Here is a 19401-nt window from a genome sequence, read left to right as displayed (position 1 = left end):
AGGGAATGCCTTCCCTTATGATATTTAGTAACCACAGAAAACATCACAGGAGGCATTCCCCATGAATGAACTTACCACAGAAATTATCGCTGCACTAGCCCAAAAGCAAGATTTGGACGAAGTTTTTCGTCACCACCTCGAAATTGCGATTAACCAGCTACTTCAAACCGAATTGGCAGAGTTTTTGGGTTACGAACGCTACTCATACGCTGGGATTAACACTGGTAATAACCGCAACGGCAGTTATGAGCGCTCGTTTGATACGAAGTACGGCCAACTTAACTTAACCATTCCTCGAGATCGCAATGGCCGGTTTGAAAATCATACCTTGCCAGCCTACGGTCGGCACAGTGATAATTTAGAAACAACGGTCATTCAGTTGTATACCAAGGGAATTACCACTGCTGAAATTGCCGAACTCATTGAGAAAATGTACGGTGCTCACTACTCCAAAGCCACGGTTTCCAACATGACTAAAGCCGTCAATGAACAGGTTCAAGCTTTCCAGCAACGTCGACTGGCTTCACAATATGCGGCCATCTTCTTAGATGCCACTTACTTGCCGTTAAAGCGGGATACCGTTCAAAAAGAAGCCGTTCATATTGCAATTGGCATTCGTCCAGATGGTACGAAAGAAGTGCTGAACTACCAAGTGGCGCCAACGGAATCGACTGGAATCTGGACTGAACTGCTGGGAACCTTGATCAAGCAGGGCGTTAAAGATGTGCTGTTGTTTGTGGCCGATGGGTTAGTTGGTTTGGATGAAGGCTTGAATCGGCATTTCCCTAAAGCCAAACGACAACGTTGCCTGGTTCATGTTGGGCGGAATCTGATGAACAAAGTTCGCGTAAAAGACCGCAAGGCCGTGATCAGTGACTTTAAACAAGTTCATCGGGCCGCCAACCGTGAAGCAGCCGAACTGAAACTGAATGAGTTCGCCAACAACTGGCATCAGACCTATCCCAAATTAATCAAAGATCTGCTTAAAATGCCGAATTTACTCACTTTCATGGACTTTCCACCAGCTATCCGGCAATCACTATACTCCACTAACCTGATTGAGAACTTTAATAAGCATCTCAAGCGCACCACCCACCACAAAGAACAATTTCCAACGGAAGATTCACTGGATCGCTTCCTGGTTTCTCAGTTTAATGTTTATAACGAGAAGTCTCTGAAGCGGATCCACCGAGGGTTCCAAGGACTCCAGGACACCTTGGAAGCATCATTTATTTAAGTTAGATACATATTATATGTACGAAGGCATTTCATTTACACAAACTTCTTGACACTCCCCAGAGAATGGTGGGAACCCTTGCTGAAAGATAGAGTGAAGATAACTCAAATCAACCAAATTCCACATTTTCCTAACAATGTCTGGTACAAGAACTATTAGATTGGAACTATTGACTTCACTGAAATTATTTATAGGAGATGTCGGACCCGGAAGCGTTACTCTAAATAGATTCGGAACCTATTATGTGAGCGCGAAGTCTTAATTGACGAATAAAGCCATTTTTAAACTACTCATTAAAAATTGTAATGAGACTGTAACAAATTATAAATTGCTACTTGAAAACAACGTAAGAAGGCGGCCTATTTGAATACAAACTGATTTAATTTGAAATGGACATGTCTATTTCTTAATTAGAGATGGGTAGACTCGATACTTGCGCTAGGGTATCATGCTTTGGAGTGGAGTTTTCAGAACTTCCGTTTTTAATTTTGCGGGCTGTGCTGCTTGCAGTCCGTATTTTGAGTGTTGCTTATCAATTTTTGGGATTAGGTGGGGAAAGAGTTTATGAACAAGCAGATCGACCTTTCACAGTTGTGGAATGTTTTTAAACGTAGCTTCGTTGCAATGATTGTACTTGGAATCATTGGAATGGCAGTTGCATATTTTGGTGCTAAAACTTTGATTGCGCCGAAATACGAGTCGGACACATCATTGTTAGTTAATCGCAAGCAAGATGACAATCCAAATATGCAGCTGAATGCGCAACAGGCTGATATTCAAATTATTAATACATACAAAGACATTATTACACGGCCCGTAGTTTTACAGGCGGTTGCAGAAGAGCTAACAAGTCCGAGACGCATCGTAACTAAGAAAGCGAAGAAGGCCGTCTATGGCACTCGTTACAATGCAACAACTGGCCTTCGCGAACAATATGTCTCCCAACCGGCGCAACCGGCAAAATATAAGTTGGAACCAGCGAAGTATTCAAATTTGACGTCCGGAGATTTGGCGAAGATGGTATCCGTGTCAACACAACAAAACTCTCAAGTATTTACTGTCAGTGTCAAAGATACCGATCCAGTGCGCGCTCGTGACGTTGCCAACGGTGTTGCAAAGGTTTTTGATAGTAAGATTGCAAAAATTATGAGTGTATCTAATGTGTCCATAGTTTCGAAGGCAACTGCGAATTCAACGCCTGTGTCACCACGTTTAAGGATTTTGGCGTTAGTTGGCTTAGCACTTGGGGTCTTTATTGCGTTTGTTTGGGGTCTTATCCGTGAAATGACAGACCAGACGATAAAGGATGTTGATTTCATTACCGATGATCTAGGATTGGTTAACTTGGGCATTGTAAACTATGTTCAGCACATGCGCGACATGGACGAAGTTATTGCAGCTGACAGGATGACAACTGACAAAGATGAAACGGGATTTGATAGTCAAATGAAGTTTCCACAGCGAAGTCGCCGCCGGATATAAGAAGGGGAAATCAAAATGAAATGGTCACTTAAAGCACTTTTACATCGACAAAAAGTTGATCAGGAAACTCAAAAAAACGGCGTTATGCTAGTTACTTATGCTGAACCAAAGCATGTCGTTTCCGAGCAGTTTCGAACTGTCCGAACAAACATTGAATTTGCTGGTGCAGCTTTAGATCATTGCCAGGTCGTCATGTTTACTTCTTCTGCAATGGCTGAAGGAAAATCTACTGTTTCCGCAAATGTTGCGGTTACTTGGGCTCAAGCGGGGAAGAAGGTTTTACTCATTGATGCCAACTTGCGCCGACCAACAGTACACGCAACATTTCGGAAGCTTAATCTTGATGGGGTGACAACTGTCTTGACGGGGAAAAACAAAATTGATGAGGTTGTAGAGGGCACGTTTGTAAATAATTTGAGCATTATTTCTTCTGGCCCAGTACCACCAAATCCTTCTGAATTATTAAATTCAAAACGAATGGCTGATTTATTGAAATGGGCAAGAGATAAGTTTGATATTGTTGTTCTTGATGCCCCTCCTGTCTTAGCAGTATCAGATGTGCAGGTCCTAGTCCCACAGACAGACGGTGTGGTCGTTGTAGTCAATATCGGAAAGACCTTAAAAGGTGACTTAAGAAGGACTGTTGAGGTTTTGAAACTGGCAAAAGCAACTATCCTTGGGTCAGTCGAACGCGTTAAAGCTAAGCACGGTGATCGAGGTTATGGTTATGGTTATGGGTACGGAAATGAAAAATCGTAGAAGATTGCACGCACTAGAGTTTCATTAGTGATACAAGTGCCATGATGTAACGTAGTTGAGTTTTATTATTTGGGGTAATAATGTTTTGTGTCTACGGGCTTTCTAACAACTCTTAAGTTTTTTTACAACTTATGCAGCTATGAATTAACCAAAGATCTTTGAATATAATTTATTATAGATTAAGTGATAGTAATGTCAGCTCCAGTTGTAAAGCATGGGGGAAAGTAGACTGTGAAGGTTAAAAAAGATGGGGTAAGACCAAACGTGGCTAAACGAATTCTATTTGTTACAGAAGCTTTTGGAGGAGGGGTCTTTACTTATCTAACAGAGTTGAGTAATCAATTGGTTAATGATTTTGATATTTGTATAGCATATAATCTTCGAGATCAAACTCCTAGGGACTTCGAAAGCTTCTTTGATCCCCGTGTTCATTTCATTCGTGTCAATTCCTTGACTAGGTCTATCAGTCCTTCTAAGGATTTGCGAGCATTTAAAGATTTGAAACGAATTGCTGAAGATTACAAACCTGATATTATTCATGTCCATTCTTCAAAGGCTGGCGTACTTGGCAGATTAGCGTTCACAGGACATTATAAAAAACTTTACTACACACCGCATGGATATAGTTTTTTAATGCAGGATTCGTTTGCTTTAAAGAGAGCTCTTTACTGGATAATTGAAAAGGCTGTGGCGCTGACGCACAGCACGACAATTTGGATGTAAGCTGATTCCTGAGACAACTTTTAAGAGAGGGTATAATGAATAAATCGTCTCTCAAAAGGAAGGAATTTTTACATGCCAACTCGTTACGACAAAGAATTCAAACAAAACATTATCAACCTATATAAGCAAGGCGAATCAGCTGCTCAACTGGCCAGAGAATATGGCATTGGCTATTCAACAGTTCATAAGTGGATCCAGGGCCAGGCCAAAACTCAATCCGGTAAATCGCCAGACGAAATCAAAGCGATGGAAAAGCGACTGGCTTCGCTGTCTGAGGAGAACGAAATCCTAAAAAAAGCCCTGGGCTTCCTTGCGCAGAAGTAACCAATATCTTTGATTACATTCACCAAGAAAGCCATCACCACCAGGTAACCAAGATGTGCCGAATCCTCGGTGTTTCCAGAGCTCAGTATTATCGTTATCGATCCCCCAAACCTTCAAAACGCCGGGCCTAAGATGCGGACTTGAAACAACGGATTCTGCGGATCTTTGCGGAATTTAAGCAGCGATACGGTGTTATGAAGATCCACCATGAATTGAATCTGGAACTTCAACCACTGCAGCTTCGGTGCAGTCCACGACGGATTTCCCGGCTCATGAAGGAACTGGATATCCACTCCGTTACCGTCAATAAGTGGAAAGCGGCTTCGGCTTCCAAAACCAAGGTTGAACAGCGTCCCAACTTGCTTAAGCAGGATTTCTCGACCACTGGTTTAAATCAAAAATGGACCGCTGATATGACCTATATTCAAACGAAGCGTAATGGCTGGTGTTACTTATCAACCATCATGGACCTGCACTCACGACGGATTATCGGCTATTCGTTCTCAAAAAAGATGGATACTGATTTAGTCTTAAAGACCCTTGAAAGCGCGGTTAAAAATCGAACCATTACTGGGGACCTGATTATCCATACGGATTTAGGATCACAGTATACCAGCGATAATTACAATCAACGTTTAACTGAACTACATATCCGCCACTCATACAGCCGTAAGGGTTGTCCGTATGATAATGCGCCAATGGGATCCTTTCACGCTTCCCTCAAAAAGGAATGTGTTTATCCAGTGCCGGTCTTTGAAGATTATGAAACTGCCGCTGCCGTCCTTTTTGAATATGTGCATGCTTTCTACAATAGGAAGAGAATTCATAGTTCACTGGGCTACCAGACCCCCTTACAAGTTGAAATTGCAACACTTACGAGCCAAATGGCCGCCTGATTTAATGCTTTCCAGGGTTCAAATAAGTTATTAATCGCGATTAATGATTTATTTGAGCTGTGGAAGGTAAACGCGGTTCTGAATGTCTCTTAAAATCTGTCTCAAATATTGACTTCAATCCAAAACGTACATACTAAACTTTGTGTCAGTATTGGAAAAAAAGTATCATTTTGTTCTTATCAATACGGATCCGTCAAACGCTATTGCTTATGAAGATGAACTAAAGAATTTACACGCAAAGATTTTCCTTGCTTCTGGAGCATTTTCGCTTGAAAGTTATTTTCAACGTAAAAAGAAAGCAAAAATGATTCTCCAATCGGTGGATGCTGACATTGTCTATGTGAATGCCTTAACACCTAATAATGCATACTGGGTTCGTGCGGCGAAGCAACTTAAAATTAATGCAGTATATCATTCGCACAACGATTCGGGACTTTATTCAAATCCTCTTAAAGCAGTCGCTGCAGCAATAATGAAACCCTTCAATCAATATACGCTCAGCTACGCAGTTAAACTAGCTGCTTCTTTGGATTCGGGGCAATATATGTTTGGGAAAAAAGCAAGGTTTGAAGTTGTCTATAATTCTATTTATACTTCTAAGTGGAAATTTAATCCTTTAGAGAGAATTAAAATCAGAAACAAACTTAACATTAAAAATGACAAAAAGGTTATAGTTTCAGTTGCCAGACTAGATACACAAAAGAACAGTATTAGATTCCTAGATTGCAATAATAAAGTTACCACCTAGAAAGAGGCTTGCTCACTGCTTGAACTGGGGTTTGCCAACGGAGACATTTTCTAGGTTTGTTATTGATAAGCGCTGTGGCTTGTTGAATATCGGTCTCTGAAACCTGATCAAACTGTGTTCCCTTCGGGAAATAGTAGCGAAGTTCTCGATTGAACCGTTCATTTGTGCCCCGTTCATTCGGGTGATAGGCGTGGCAAAAGTAAACCGGTATCCGATAGCGCTTTGTAAGCGCCTGATCGCAGGAAAACTCTTTACCGTGATCAACCGTCACTGATCGAACCGGACCCGGAAAGTCCACCATCAGTCTTGCAAATCCCTTGAGAACAGCATTTTGTGATAAGTTTTCAAGCTTAGTTGTCGCCATTAAACGTGTCACCCGATCGACAATGGTCAAAACAGCAGCCTTTGACCCGCGACCACCGCGAACTGTATCCATCTCTAAATGTCCTTTTTCGGTTCGCCGATTAGCTGACTCACTGCGAATCTCAATTGAGGTGCCTACTGCTTGGTTATAGCGCGACCGAAGGTCTTGTCTTCTTTTATGACGTTTACCGTGATCAAAGAGTTGGCTTGGCTGAAAATCGACTTGTCTTTGATAAATCCAGTGGTAAATCGTGTGTGGCGCACAGTGAACGGCATAACCGACCATTTCAGGGGACCAACCTAGGTTTAGCTTCTCAGTTACCATCCGCTTCAACTTAGGCGTTAAAATCGAGTGCCGACCACAACGATGCCGACAAGTATCGGCATGATCCTGAGCTATAATGGCGCAGTAATCACCTTCAGGGCAACGGTGAAGCTCATGCCTAATAGAAATACGAGAGCGGCCTAAGGTCGCGGCGATGTATTGAATCGTGTTGTGTTGCATCAGTTCTATCTGAGATCGTTCAATTAAGGTTATAATGGCCATGGGACCTGTCCTTCTCTCTAGATGGTATGTTATGCAAACACCATTTTAGCAAGAACGGACAGGTCTTTTTTCACATTTTCTGGGTGGTAACTTTAATTATGCAATCTAGGGAACTAGCATTCTTGTCATTTGTTAAGTTACCATATCAAAAGAATTTAACTTACTATTTCAACAGATGCAGAGCGAATTGACCATTTAGAGGATTGATGTGCTAACAAGTTTTAATTATGCGCAAGCTAGACCTACGGGAATTATTTAAATTGGCAATGTCATACTCTTATTTTGTGCGCGAAGTCCAATAAGTTTTCGTCAGCGTCCGTTGCTGACTTTTCAAGTTTTTTGGTTGATAGTTAGGTCTAACTTTATCTGTGAGTTCCTTGTCCTTCAATTGCGTTCAGTCATTAGATCTTTCAAGTGATGATCCCCAATGTCGACGGTAGCGCGCCCTCAGTAGTAGAGACAGCGCGACAAAGAATCCATGAATGTTGCAGTATGTGGAAACCGATTTGCGCGTCGGTATGAAACTAGCAGCCAAAAAAGTAAACCAAGTGATTGGTATGTCAAACTGAGATTTGCGATACAAGTAGCTTTTTGCTTATATTTTTATCTTTAATACAAGAATAATCTGGTTAAGAGGCAACTTGGCAAACTCCAATGCTTTATCGGACTTTACTAAATTGACGGAAATGCTTTATCCTTTAGAGCTAAAAAACCAGATGTTCATAGGTTAAAAAAGAATCAAGGAATCAAATTGACGGTTGAAACATATAAAAAAGACGATTTTTAAAATGAATGAAGTATTTTTATGAATCCAATTTTTAAAAATATACGCATTATGCAGCAATGTGAAATTTCGTTCATTTACAAATTCAACAAAATTGGCGCTTTTATGCCAAATGCTCTTGCTCAGTTGTTAGGAATGTTATAAGATTAGGTGCATCAGACGATTTGGGGAAATTGATAGTCTTCTGTGAAAGCATTGGAGGGGTGAGTTTGGAAACAGCTTCTAGTCATGATCAGGGTCAAGTTGATCTCGAGAACATAACGCGAACGTACATATTTACGAAACGTTGTTTTGATTTTACGGCGAGTTTAGTTGGTTTAGTTTTGTTGAGTGGGGTCTTTTTTGTTATTGCGGTATTGATAAAGTTGGATGATCCGCATGGAAAGGTTTTTTATTCTCAGACTAGGCTTGGGCAAAATGGGCGAGATTTTCAAATGTGGAAATTCAGATCTATGGTTGCAGGTGCTGATAAAATGGTAGATAACCTTCTTCAAAAGAATGAAGTTGAAGGCGCCATGTTTAAAATAAAGGATGATCCGAGAATTACTCGAGTAGGGCGGGTTTTACGGAAATACAGTCTTGACGAATTGCCACAACTCTATAATGTTTTACGTGGGGATATGAGTTTGGTGGGGCCAAGACCGCCATTGCCTCGTGAGGTTGTGGATTACACCGATTACGATCGTCAACGACTAGCAGTGGTCCCTGGTGTTACAGGTTTGTGGCAAGTTTCGGGACGTGATGAACTAAACTTTTCAGAGATGGTTGCACTAGACATTCAATACATTAACAAGGCATGTTTAAGCGAGGATGTTAGAATTTTACTAAAAACGGTAATGGTTGTCGTTCATCCTAAAGGCGCCTACTAGGAAAATAGAAATTGAAAAGGCTCTACGTCAACTGGTGTTGAAGAATAAATTTATCATTTGAGGCGGTTCTCCATTTGGGGAGCCGTCTTTGTCATGTTATGCCGTGATTTGGTAGATTCGTTTGAAGAAGTTCAGCTGATTCTTGAAGCCAAAACAGGATCGTTTGAGTGACTTGATGAGGCGGTTAACCCCTTCGATCGGACCGTTGGAATAAGGGCTGGTGACAGCGGCGAGAACAGCGACTTTGTGTCGCTTAAGCGTCGCGATCGTCATGTCCATTGCCGTACCGTTTGGCTCGTAAGTAGCTAACAGGTTTGCCAGTTCCGTGGGATGTTTCTTCACCATCAAGGCATCATGAAGCGCTAAGTAGGTCTCGTAGGTTTGCTTGAGCTTGGGCTCAGTATCAAGTGCGATATCGATGGCCTCCTGTTGCGTGACGTATTCATTCAAACCAAACAGGAACTGTTTGTGTTTAGCGTCAGGCGCAGTTTGATGAAAAAGCCGCCAGTTTGTCTTCATGATCTTATAAGGACGGCTGTGTTTGTCATCAAGCTGTTTGAGCGCTTGGACGCGTACCTGATCAAGGGCACGAGCCGCAAGTTGAATGATATGGAACCGATCAATGACGACTTGGGCCTTGGGGAAAACCTCATGAATAATCGTCTGATAAGCTGCATTCATGTCCATGGTGACCGTCTGGACCCGAGTGCGTTCAGCGAGTGAATAATGAGCGATGAAGAAGTTTTTAATCGTGCGGTTGAATCGGTCACCAAGCAAGGCAATCAGACGATGTGAATCGGCATCAAGACAGATAAACGACATCATGCCATGAGTGGAAAGGAACTCATCAAAGCAGAGTCGCGTGGGTAGCCGGCGAGCCGGTCGGAGTTTGAGATTTTGGTCAATGATCCGTTGAACCGAGGAAGCTGAGATTCCGATAATATGGGCGATGGTTTTGACTGGCAACCGTTCCTGCGCTAACTTCATGATTCGCTCTGTCATGTGAGCGGCGATGGTGTGGTAACAGTTATGACAGCGCCATCGTTGCTTGTGGTCAATGACTGTCGGCATTTCAACCCCGTTGAGGACGCGCATGTGGGCCGTGTAAAACCCGTTAGGGTGCAAGGCCTCAAAGCCACACAGTGCGCACCGGGTTAACCGGTAAGTCAGCTCGGCATCAATCACATGATACTGGCGGCGACGTACCCCGTTGCCGCGATATTCATGACGAACAAGGCAACTTTGATATTATGGTCTGGTATTCCAAGGACGGACAGTGTAGGATCGTATTGGGACATTTACTCATAACCTCGCTTGCTTTTGGTTTCGACGCTAACAAGCATAGCATGGACACTGAGTAGGTGTCTTTTTGCGTTATCCAAAAAGGGCCTACACGTTCAGTGTTGATTATTTCTCAACACCAGAAAGTGTAGACCCACATTTACTCATAACCTCGCTTGCTTTTGGTGTTGACGCTAACAAGTATGGCATGGACATTGAGTAGCGTCTTTTTGCGTTATCCAAAAAAGGCCTACACGTTCAGTGTTGATTGTTTCTCAACATCAGAAAGTGTAGGCCCCCCTTTTGTAGCTATTTTGCATTAATTGCGTTTTGAATGACGTTATGCACTCGTGTGATTTCTGTATCAGACATTACTTCATAGTCCTGACCATCAATATTTTGTCCTGTACCATGCAATTGATCGCTCTTGATTGTATTGCCTGCGTCTCGATATTCTGTTGCGAGATTTTTAACAGAACCAAGTGAAACATCGGTACGTACATTTTCCCCAACTGCATCAAGAAATTTCTGACTAATCACTGTTGTAGGGTTGTTTTTAACTTTTCCGATCACAGCTGTCAGAATCTGTTGTTGTCGCATTTGTCTGCCATAGTCCCCTTGTGGGTCATCGTAACGCATCCGTGAAAACTTCAGTGCATCGCTCCCATTGAGGTCGTATGATTGTCCCTTGACAAAGGTCTTACCTAAATAGTTGAAACTTAGTGGAGAAGTAACTGTAACTCCCCCAACAGCATCAACAAGTTGCTCAAGGCCCTTCATATTCACAAGGAGATAACCGTCTAACTTGACGTTTAATAACTTTTCAACGGCGGACATTGCAGTGTCAGAGGAACCGTAGGAATAGGCTGCATTGATTTTGATGGTGACATCGTCGAAATCAACTTTGGTGTCCCGCGGAACAGAGACCATGGTGGTTGTTTTAGACTTAGGATTGATAACCATGACGATCATCGTATCTGTGCGGCCTTTATAAGAGCGACCAAGCGCTCCTGTGTCGGTACCAAGAAGTAGGTAAGCAACAGGTTTTTTGCTAGCTGTTTTATCATCCGACGACTTATTCGTCTTCTTATTATAAGAATAAATCTGGGACGTGGAATTATGTACCATATAATACACGAAACCGCCAAACCCAAGAGCGGCAACGAGTAGCACGAGTAAAACGCGTACTAGAATCTTTTTCATTTCTAAACCTCATTTCCTCCATAATGTCTGAATATTCAAGTATTATACCGCAAAGTTTGAAATCTCGCGCGGCTGATGGGGCTTTATTGCAAATCGTTAACAAACTGTTACAAAAAACGATTTGACCTTGTCAGCGCTTCATTAGATACTAGTACATATTGGAAGGGGAACTGAAAGATGATTGATGTACACTGTCATATGCTACCGGGCATTGACGATGGGTCGAAAGACTTGATGACTTCATTAGATTTAGCACAAGCGGCGGTTGCGGACGGGATCACGCATGCGTTGATGACGCCGCACCACATGAATGGACGGTATACGAATCACGCTGCGGATGTGATTCGTATGACAGACGAGTTTCAAGGAGAGTTGGATCGCAACAACATTCCGTTGACGATTTATCCATGCCAAGAGGTTCGGATTAATGGCCAGTTGTTGGACGCGATTGATCATGGGGATATTTTGACTTGCGACGCGTCGGGTCATTATGTGTTGATCGAATTTCCGTCTGATGATGTGCCGCTGTATACCCAGAACATGTTGTTTGAGGTGATGCAGCGTGGGATGATTCCTGTGATTGTCCATCCTGAGCGCAATACCCGTTTGATGAAGCATCCGGGGTTGCTTTACCAAATGATTGAACGTGGTGCGTTTGCTCAAGTGACAGCCAGCAGTTATGTTGGCACGTTTGGCAAAAAGGTGCAGCAATTTTCTGAAGATATCATTGATGCAGGGTTGGCACATGTTTTTGCGTCCGACGCCCATCATTTGCCAGGCCGGAGCTACGAAATGAGTGATGCCTTCAAGCGGTTAACTCGCAAGCGTGGTGAGAAGAAAGCACACATTTTTGAAGAGAATGCCCGAGCACTTGTTAACGGGGATCCGTTGGTGCGCTTTAATGAGCATAAAGTTGAAAAGCGGCTTTTGTCACGGTATTAGACAGCCTTGCTGTTTGTCTATGAAAATAGTTTTGGAAAATTTTAGCACTCTCGTTGCGCGAGTGCTAAAACCGTGCTATACTACTTTATGTAAACAAGGAAAAGGCGCAACGGCAAACGTGCCAACATGTGAGCGCGTTTTAGAAAGTTGCACAGCACTTTCTCAGCATCCACGCCTTTTCCGAGCACTTTCCCAACAAGGAGGAATGAAGTTATGGCAAACTTTAACGATCCGTTTTTCAATCATGATATGGATGATGTTTTTAATCAAATGTTACAAGGTATGGGCAAAGGTGAATCTGCCCGTTATGTGGTAAATGGTCACGAAATGACGCCAGATGAATTCGCACAGTATCGGGCAACTGGGCAGTTGCCGAAGCAAGGTGACGAAATTCCAGTTGAAACGACTGGTGAACAGGCGGTTAAAAAAGGTGGCATTCTTGAAAAGCTTGGGCGTAATTTAACGCAGGAAGCTAAAGATGGTTTGCTTGATCCTGTGATCGGTCGTGAGCATGAAATTCAAGAAACAGCAGAAATTTTGAGTCGTCGGACGAAGAATAACCCGATTTTGGTCGGAGATGCCGGTGTCGGCAAGACGGCGGTTGTTGAAGGTTTGGCGCAGGCGATTGTCAAAGGCAATGTGCCCGAGTCGATCAAGGACAAGCAGATTTGGTCGATTGATTTGTCGAACCTTGAAGCTGGCACGCAGTATCGTGGCAGTTTTGAAGAGAAGATTCAGAATCTGATCAAAGAAGTCAAAGCGGCAGGCAACGTGATTCTGTTCTTTGATGAAATCCATCAAATTCTTGGTGCCGGTGCGACTGGCGGCGAAGAGTCTGGCGGCAAAGGGTTGGCCGATATCATCAAGCCGGCGCTATCTCGCGGTGAGATTACTGTGATTGGCGCAACGACGCAAGATGAGTATCGCAACACGATCATGAAGGACAGCGCGTTGGCACGGCGGTTCAACGATGTCACCATTAATGAACCGACCGCGGCTGATACCGTTAAGATTTTGGAAGGCATCAAGAAGCTTTATGAACAGCATCATCACGTTCAATTGCCAGAAAATGTTTTGAAGGCTGCGGTTGATTACAGTATCCAATATATACCACAGCGGTCATTGCCGGATAAAGCCATCGATTTGATTGACATGACGGCGGCGCATTTGGCAAGCAAGCATCCGATTGTTGATAAGGTTGAACTCGAGAAAGAGATTAAGGATCTGAACGCTCAAAAGGATGCTGCAGCCAAGGCGGAGGACTTCGAAAAAGCCGCTAACCTTAAGAAGACGATTGCCGACAAGCAACATCAGCTTGATGGTACGAAAGACGAGAAGCCTGTCGCTGCAACGCCTAATGATGTAGCGGCTGCGGTTGAACGCTTGACTGGTGTGCCAGTTTCCAAACTTGGCGCTTCCGATATTGAACGTTTGAAGAGCATTGGTAAGCGTCTGAAGGGCAAGGTCATTGGTCAGGACGAAGCCGTTGAGATGGTCGCTCGCGCCATTCGCCGCAATCGAGCCGGTTTTGATGAAGGCAATCGGCCAATTGGCAGTTTCCTATTTGTCGGGCCTACCGGTGTCGGCAAGACTGAATTGGCTAAGCAATTAGCGTTAGATCTTTTTGGCAGCAAGGATGCGATCATTCGCTTGGATATGTCTGAATACAGTGATCGTACGGCAGTGTCCAAGTTGATCGGTACCAGTGCTGGGTATGTTGGCTATAACGACAACAACAACACCTTGACCGAACAAGTACGTCGCAATCCATATTCGATTGTTTTACTTGATGAAATCGAAAAGGCTGATCCGCAAGTTTTGACTCTGTTACTTCAGGTGCTGGACGATGGTCGGTTGACGGATGGTCAAGGTAACGTGGTTGACTTTAAGAACACAGTGATCATCGCGACTTCCAATGCTGGCTTTGGCAACGAGACGCTGACTGGCAAGAAGGAGCAAGACGAAGATCTGATGAAGCGGTTGGCACCTTACTTCCGTCCTGAATTCCTGAACCGGTTTAACGGGATCGTTGAGTTCAGTCATCTAACCAAGAAAGATTTGGGTAAGATTGTTGACTTAATGCTTGATGACGTTAACGCCACCTTGACCAAGAAGGGGATTACGTTAACTGTCACCGCAGCAGCTAAAGATTGGCTGATTGAACAAGGTTATGATGAAGCAATGGGCGCACGGCCATTACGGCGTGTGATCGAACGCAACATCCGTGATAAGGTGACTGATTTCTATTTGGATCATTTAAAGGCTAAGAAGTTGCAAGCTGATCTGGTTGATGATGCAATTGTGATTAGTGAGAAGCATCCGACAACTGGTAAATCAAAGAAAGTAGCCGATGGTGCGAAGTAATGTTCGCGTCTGCCGCCAAGTGCACATGCACTTGGCGGTTTTTTTGGTCTACAATAAGCCGTATAATAAAATTTAAAATAAATTGTGCACAGCTTTTTTTGTGAATTTTGACAGGCGATGATTTTGAATCAATTCGAAATGCCATGAGCCTCTAAGGAATTTGCTGTTTTCCTGTCATCGATTTTATTTAATTGTTAGTATTTGAAATTAAATTTTCGAAAAAATGTTATTGAAAGCGATATAAGCTTGTGCTAAGTTTGTTGTGTACTAACCGCTGATGCAAAAATAATGTATCAAGAATTGTGCTAGTAATTCACAAGAAATCATGACGATTTTTATGTTCGTGCAATTGTTATTTATGGGCTTTACTACTTTTATTCAGGAGGGACTTCTCATTTTGAAAGATGATTTAGATGGCTTTTCAATGATTGGCTGTCACAGATGGCTATGAGCGAAATTATGAGTACCATTATTGTGAAAATCATCTGACTATGGTAAGTTATTATAAAGAGAATAAAAACGTGTCGTGAGTAAATCTTTTTGACTTGTGAATGTGATTGGCATCTAATGTGTGGGTTGTATTGGCAAAGAAACAATAATAAATAATTGTTGTTTCGTTGAGAGGTGATTGGATGATCAAGTTGTATACATCGGGCTCGTCAAAATCGAGTCGTGAAGCTAGAGCTTGGCTTGAAGCAAATGGATTACCGTTTCAAGAGATTTCGCTTTCAAAGCAAGGTATTAGCAAGCCGCAGATTTTGGAATTGCTCGCTCGTTCGGAAGATGGCATTGATAGTTTAGTTTCCCGTCGTTCAAAGGCGTTTCAGGCCCTTGATATTGACTTTGATGCGTTGTCGTTGAAGGAAGCGGTCGCCCTTTTGTCCGAGCATCCAGCGATTTTGCGCCGGCCGATCATTGTGGACGATCGTCGTCTGTTATTTGGGTTTAATCAGGACTCGGTGCGGGTATTTTTACCACGCGAAGTTCGGCGCCAGAAGTTGTGGGCGGCGTTGCTCAGTACCTCAAGTGTTTAAAAACGCGCACAGTTAAGTTAGTTTTGCTAGTTGTTTCAATGAAAGCCGTCTATGGTTAGACGGTTTTTTTGTGCTTTTTGATGCGATTGGTGATTAGCGTATGGTGGCCCCAGTTATGGGTGAGGAGACCTTGGTGCGTATGCTTTAGGTGTTACCGAATTGGTTTTGATGAGCAATTGACAATCGCAGGATGATGGTGGAGCGAGAACTGGTCGCTGTTTACTGTTGGACATTCATCATTGACTATTAGCTAACGATCATTTGGACGTTTTTTGTATGAATGTTAGGACATGATAGTGACGACAGAGCTGAATCAGAGGTCATTTTTCAAGCGGAAATGGTGAAATTGGCTGAAACCGTATACAATCTAGAGGATTATGCTATGATATTGCCATAGCCAAAATTGGTATATGTGAAAGGAAGCTGTTTCATGGACTTGTACAGTGAACTGACGGCGAAGTATCAAACGGTGCCAGCGATTGCGACTGAAATCATTAATCTGGAAGCCATTTTGAATTTGCCTAAGCCGACGGAAGCGTTTATGAGCGATATCCACGGGGAGTATAACGCTTTTCAGCATGTTTTGCGGAACGGCAGCGGGAATGTGAAAAGCAAAATTCGTTCCTGTTTTCGCGATGAAATGACGGAGGCGACCCTGCAGCGCTTCGCTTTTTTGGTGTACTATCCGTCTGAGCGAATGGCGGCGATTCATCGAGAGATGGCAGGGGATGACTTGCAACAGTGGTATTTGACGACTTTTCGCCGGTTGATTCGCTTGCTGGCGTTCACCGCGACCAAATACACGCGTTCGAAAGTTCGCAAGGCGATGGCACCCGAGTTTGTCTATATCACCGAAGAGTTGCTGTACAATGATGCCGATACGCCTGACAAGCTGGCTTATTATTGGCAAATTATTCGTAATTTAATCGTTCTTGAACAGGCCGATCAGTGGATTGCGGCAACGTGTCAAACGATTCAACGTTTAACGGTAGATCACTTTCACGTTGTAGGCGATATCTATGATCGAGGACCGGCGCCGGATCAGGTGGTTGAAAGCTTGATTAGACGTGATCGGCGTCATTCAGTGGATATTCAATGGGGCAACCATGATATTCTTTGGATCGGCGGCGCCGCGGGCTCGGCTTTGTGCATTGCCAATTTGGTGCGGATTTCCGCGCGGTATAACAATTTAAGTATTCTCGAAGATGTTTATGGGATTAATTTGCGGCATTTGGCCCGATTAGCGGAACAATACTATCAAGATAATCCCGCCTTTTCACCAAAAATGGAGCGATCAGATCGACCAATTACTGAGGCGGAGCGACTTCAAATTACCCAGATTCATCAGGCGATTGCGATGATTCAATTTAAGTTGGAAGGACCAGTGATTAAACGCCGGCCTGAATTTGACATGGATCATCGGCTAGTGCTGGAGAAACTGGCACCTGATTTTTCAACCATCAAGTTGAATGGTGATACTTATACGATTGAAAACGGCTGTTTTGCGACGGTTGATCCGGCTGATCCTTACAAGTTGTTGCCAGAGGAGCAAGAGGTCATTGACTCGCTGGTTGAGTCCTTTACGCACTCTGAAAAGTTGCATCGCCACATGGATTTTTTACTTGATCACGGCAGCATGTATTTGCGGTACAACCGGAATTTGTTGCTGCACGGGTGTGTGCCGGTGGACGAGGATGGCAATTTTATTGGCTTGACCATTAAAGGGACGACTTATACTGGCCGTCAACTATTTGACATGCTGGAAGCAAATCTTCGGTTGGCATACAGTCAACCAACGGAGAATGCTGACTTAGCAACCGATCTGATGTGGTATCTCTGGACCGGTCCAAATTCACCGCTTTTTGGCAAGTACGACATGACGACCTTTGAACGCTATTTCATTAGCGATCCGAAAGCCCATGTCGAAGGCCGTAATCCATATTATCACCTGCGTAAGGACCCGGAATTTATCAAAAAGATCTTGGCGGAATTTGTCCTCGATCCTGAAGTCGGCCATGTCATTAATGGCCATACGCCAGTCAAAAAGGGCACCGACCCCATTATGGCAAACAACAAAATGATCGTCATCGACGGCGGCTTTTCTAAACCGTATCAAAAAACCACCGGAATCGGCGGTTACACGCTTTTGGATAATTCCTATGGCATGCAGCTAGTAACACACCAACCATTCACCACAAAAGCCGATGCCATCGCCAACCTCACCGATATCATTTCAACCCGCCGCGTCGTCGAAACCGAAGCCCGGCGCCGAACGGTAGCAGAAACTGACATTGGTACTGAGCTACAGGATGAGGTTGAGGTGTTGAAGCGGCGATTGGGTGAGTTGCGGGAAGAAGAATAGAAAGCGTGGGTACTGTCTAGGTGTGGTTCCCTATTTTTTAAATTGGCGGTTATATCTTGGGTTGGCTGTCTTAAGCAGGTGTTATTTCGCATCATTTCATTAACAGTGTGAGCGTCAACTTCTCTCGAATTCTAGAATAGAATGATGAGGGCTGGCGGAGCGGCGATGGGCTCAGCACTGAAATTGGTCTCGGTGGAATGGTTTTCTCCGCCTAGACCAAGGCCGAGATTCAAGACCGTGGGGGCTTTGCGGGCTTGAAGTCGTGCCCAGTGCGCTAGCTTCGTGGTCGCCACCCCGAATCGCCGCGTAGCCAGCCCGGGCTTTCGGAAATTTCCTAACAGAAATAGAACATAAAAAACCAAACCACACGCCAGATAACGCCTGTTTGTCACACCACCACTTTTCCAGTATAGTTATTAGTACGATAAGAATCGGTTTAAACATAATTAACAGAAAGGGTGGCTTGATGCAGAAAACGATGCGACATCCGATATTCAAATGGTTTTGGATCGTGGCAGCGCTGGAGCTGATCGCGATCAGTATTAACATGTTCTACGCACCTCACGCTGTCGCAGCTGGCGGCGCAACCGGAATTGCCATTTTGTTTCAAGAAGTTGCCGGCATTCAAGTCGGCATCACCACCATGGGCGTCAACTTGCTCATGCTGCTTTTAGCTTGGTTCTTCTTGGATCGCAGCACCTTAAAACGCATTTTATTCGGCAGCTTCATGTTGCCGTTGCTGCTATGGCTGACGCCAGAAATCAACCTGGTCACAGATCGGTTGCTGGCGATCATCGTCGGCAGTGTTGTGTTTGCCTTTGGTGTTGGGTTCCTGTACCAAATGGATGCCTCAAGCGGTGGGACCACGGTTCCGCCGCTCATTTTCAAAAAATACTTTGGCTTGAAACCATCAGTCATGCTACTAGCCACTGATGTGATCGTGTCACTTTTTAACATCCCCGTATCCGGCGTCGAGGCCTTCATCTTGGCCGTGTTCGCTTTGGCGATTACCGGACTGGTCATGAATTATGTCGAAACCGGTTTTGACCGGAAAAAGGCAGTTTACATCATGAGTCCGCAATTGGCGACGATTAAACAGCAAGTCCGCGACGAAACGCCGCATGGCTTAACGGTGCAACGCGTCGTTGGCGGTTTCTCGGATGAGTCAAAGGAGATGTTGATGGTCGTGGTCGAACAAGCCAACTTCCGCCATCTGATTGACTTAGTCCACGCAATTGATCCCAATGCTTTCATCTTGACCATGGCAGCAACTGAGGTTCATGGCGGCAGTATTTAAGCTTCATCATGGTATTAAACTGCGACAGCGTTCCCGAAAAAATTCGGACGTTGTCGCAGTTTTTTGACAAGCGTGAGTCGCTTGGTTAGAAATCAGACGGTTAAATCTCAAAAGTCGGTTTGAATGCTAACGGTTTTAACCAACTTTTGAAAAGAATGTTTAGCAAATATGGCGTTAAACACTGAT

The 19401-nt window shown here is 43.9% G+C and carries 16 protein-coding genes and 1 pseudogene; 13 read left to right on the top strand and 4 right to left on the bottom strand.

All coding sequences use genetic code 11. From position 1 onward, the window contains the following. Nucleotides 1-61: 61 nt before the first annotated feature. From LBPC_RS10350 to LBPC_RS10320, 7 genes are all read left to right on the top strand, one after another. Nucleotides 62-1237: an IS256 family transposase gene (locus tag LBPC_RS10350; RefSeq protein ID WP_001748085.1), complete on the top strand. Its 1176-nt coding sequence runs from the start codon at nt 62-64 to the stop codon at nt 1235-1237. 564 nt (nt 1238-1801) lie between these two features. Further along, entirely contained in the window at nt 1802-2719 is a 918-nt protein-coding gene (locus tag LBPC_RS10345; RefSeq protein ID WP_003588334.1) for a YveK family protein, read from the top strand. Between the two features lie 15 nt (nt 2720-2734). Then, nucleotides 2735-3478 carry a CpsD/CapB family tyrosine-protein kinase gene (locus LBPC_RS10340; protein ID WP_003662059.1) on the top strand — a complete coding sequence of 248 codons (744 nt, stop codon included), beginning with the start codon at nt 2735-2737 and terminating at the stop codon, nt 3476-3478. A 231-nt stretch (nt 3479-3709) separates the two neighbouring features. Beyond that, nucleotides 3710-4201, top strand: coding sequence for a glycosyltransferase (locus LBPC_RS10335; RefSeq protein WP_025376021.1), 492 nt, complete (start codon nt 3710-3712; stop codon nt 4199-4201). 72 nt (nt 4202-4273) lie between these two features. Next, nucleotides 4274-4525 carry an IS3 family transposase gene (locus LBPC_RS17280; RefSeq protein ID WP_002816285.1) on the top strand — a complete coding sequence of 84 codons (252 nt, stop codon included), beginning with the start codon at nt 4274-4276 and terminating at the stop codon, nt 4523-4525. Between the two features lie 140 nt (nt 4526-4665). Beyond that, a complete protein-coding gene (locus LBPC_RS10325; protein WP_041091566.1) occupies nt 4666-5421 on the top strand; it encodes an IS3 family transposase in 756 nt (251 codons plus the stop codon). Between the two features lie 151 nt (nt 5422-5572). Continuing rightward, nucleotides 5573-6169: a glycosyltransferase family protein gene (locus LBPC_RS10320; RefSeq protein ID WP_225441145.1), complete on the top strand. Its 597-nt coding sequence runs from the start codon at nt 5573-5575 to the stop codon at nt 6167-6169. On the opposite strand, the gene LBPC_RS10315 is transcribed toward LBPC_RS10320, so the two are convergent. Then, on the bottom strand, nt 6159-7079 hold the full coding sequence (locus LBPC_RS10315) for an IS30 family transposase (RefSeq protein ID WP_025375985.1): 921 nt from the start codon (nt 7077-7079) through the stop codon (nt 6159-6161). The two genes, LBPC_RS10320 and LBPC_RS10315, sit on opposite strands and share 11 nt — an antisense overlap. A 993-nt stretch (nt 7080-8072) precedes the next feature. On the opposite strand from LBPC_RS10315, the gene LBPC_RS10310 reads away from it, so the two are divergent. After that, nucleotides 8073-8732: a sugar transferase gene (locus LBPC_RS10310; RefSeq protein WP_032781188.1), complete on the top strand. Its 660-nt coding sequence runs from the start codon at nt 8073-8075 to the stop codon at nt 8730-8732. A gap of 96 nt (nt 8733-8828) precedes the next feature. Here the strand turns inward: LBPC_RS10310 and LBPC_RS14820 are convergent. Next, nucleotides 8829-10030, bottom strand: a pseudogene (locus tag LBPC_RS14820) (ISL3 family transposase). 292 nt (nt 10031-10322) lie between these two features. Beyond that, a complete protein-coding gene (locus LBPC_RS10300; RefSeq protein WP_003588306.1) occupies nt 10323-11216 on the bottom strand; it encodes an LCP family protein in 894 nt (297 codons plus the stop codon). 177 nt (nt 11217-11393) lie between these two features. On the opposite strand from LBPC_RS10300, the gene LBPC_RS10295 reads away from it, so the two are divergent. From LBPC_RS10295 to LBPC_RS10280, 4 genes are all read left to right on the top strand, one after another. Next, nucleotides 11394-12158, top strand: coding sequence for a tyrosine-protein phosphatase (locus LBPC_RS10295; protein ID WP_003570845.1), 765 nt, complete (start codon nt 11394-11396; stop codon nt 12156-12158). Nucleotides 12159-12371: 213 nt separating this feature from the next. Beyond that, nucleotides 12372-14522: an AAA family ATPase gene (locus LBPC_RS10290; RefSeq protein ID WP_003662742.1), complete on the top strand. Its 2151-nt coding sequence runs from the start codon at nt 12372-12374 to the stop codon at nt 14520-14522. Nucleotides 14523-15154: 632 nt separating this feature from the next. After that, entirely contained in the window at nt 15155-15556 is a 402-nt protein-coding gene (locus LBPC_RS10285; protein ID WP_003570841.1) for a Spx/MgsR family RNA polymerase-binding regulatory protein, read from the top strand. Nucleotides 15557-15986: 430 nt separating this feature from the next. Beyond that, complete coding sequence (locus tag LBPC_RS10280; RefSeq protein ID WP_003662744.1) at nt 15987-17918, top strand: fructose-bisphosphatase class III; 1932 nt, start codon at nt 15987-15989, stop codon at nt 17916-17918. A 131-nt stretch (nt 17919-18049) separates the two neighbouring features. Here the strand turns inward: LBPC_RS10280 and LBPC_RS17455 are convergent, their stop codons facing one another. Continuing rightward, entirely contained in the window at nt 18050-18310 is a 261-nt protein-coding gene (locus tag LBPC_RS17455) for a hypothetical protein (protein ID WP_016376066.1), read from the bottom strand. A gap of 74 nt (nt 18311-18384) precedes the next feature. Between LBPC_RS17455 and LBPC_RS10270 the strand changes: the two genes are divergently transcribed. Next, on the top strand, nt 18385-19215 hold the full coding sequence (locus LBPC_RS10270; RefSeq protein WP_003662746.1) for a YitT family protein: 831 nt from the start codon (nt 18385-18387) through the stop codon (nt 19213-19215). The last annotated feature ends 186 nt before the right edge of the window (nt 19216-19401 follow it).

The sequence above is a fragment of the Lacticaseibacillus paracasei subsp. paracasei genome, assembly GCF_000829035.1.
GTDB lineage: Bacteria > Bacillota > Bacilli > Lactobacillales > Lactobacillaceae > Lacticaseibacillus > Lacticaseibacillus paracasei.
The sequence above is the reverse complement of the archived record's forward strand: the minus strand, read 5'-3'. Positions and strand labels throughout refer to the sequence as shown.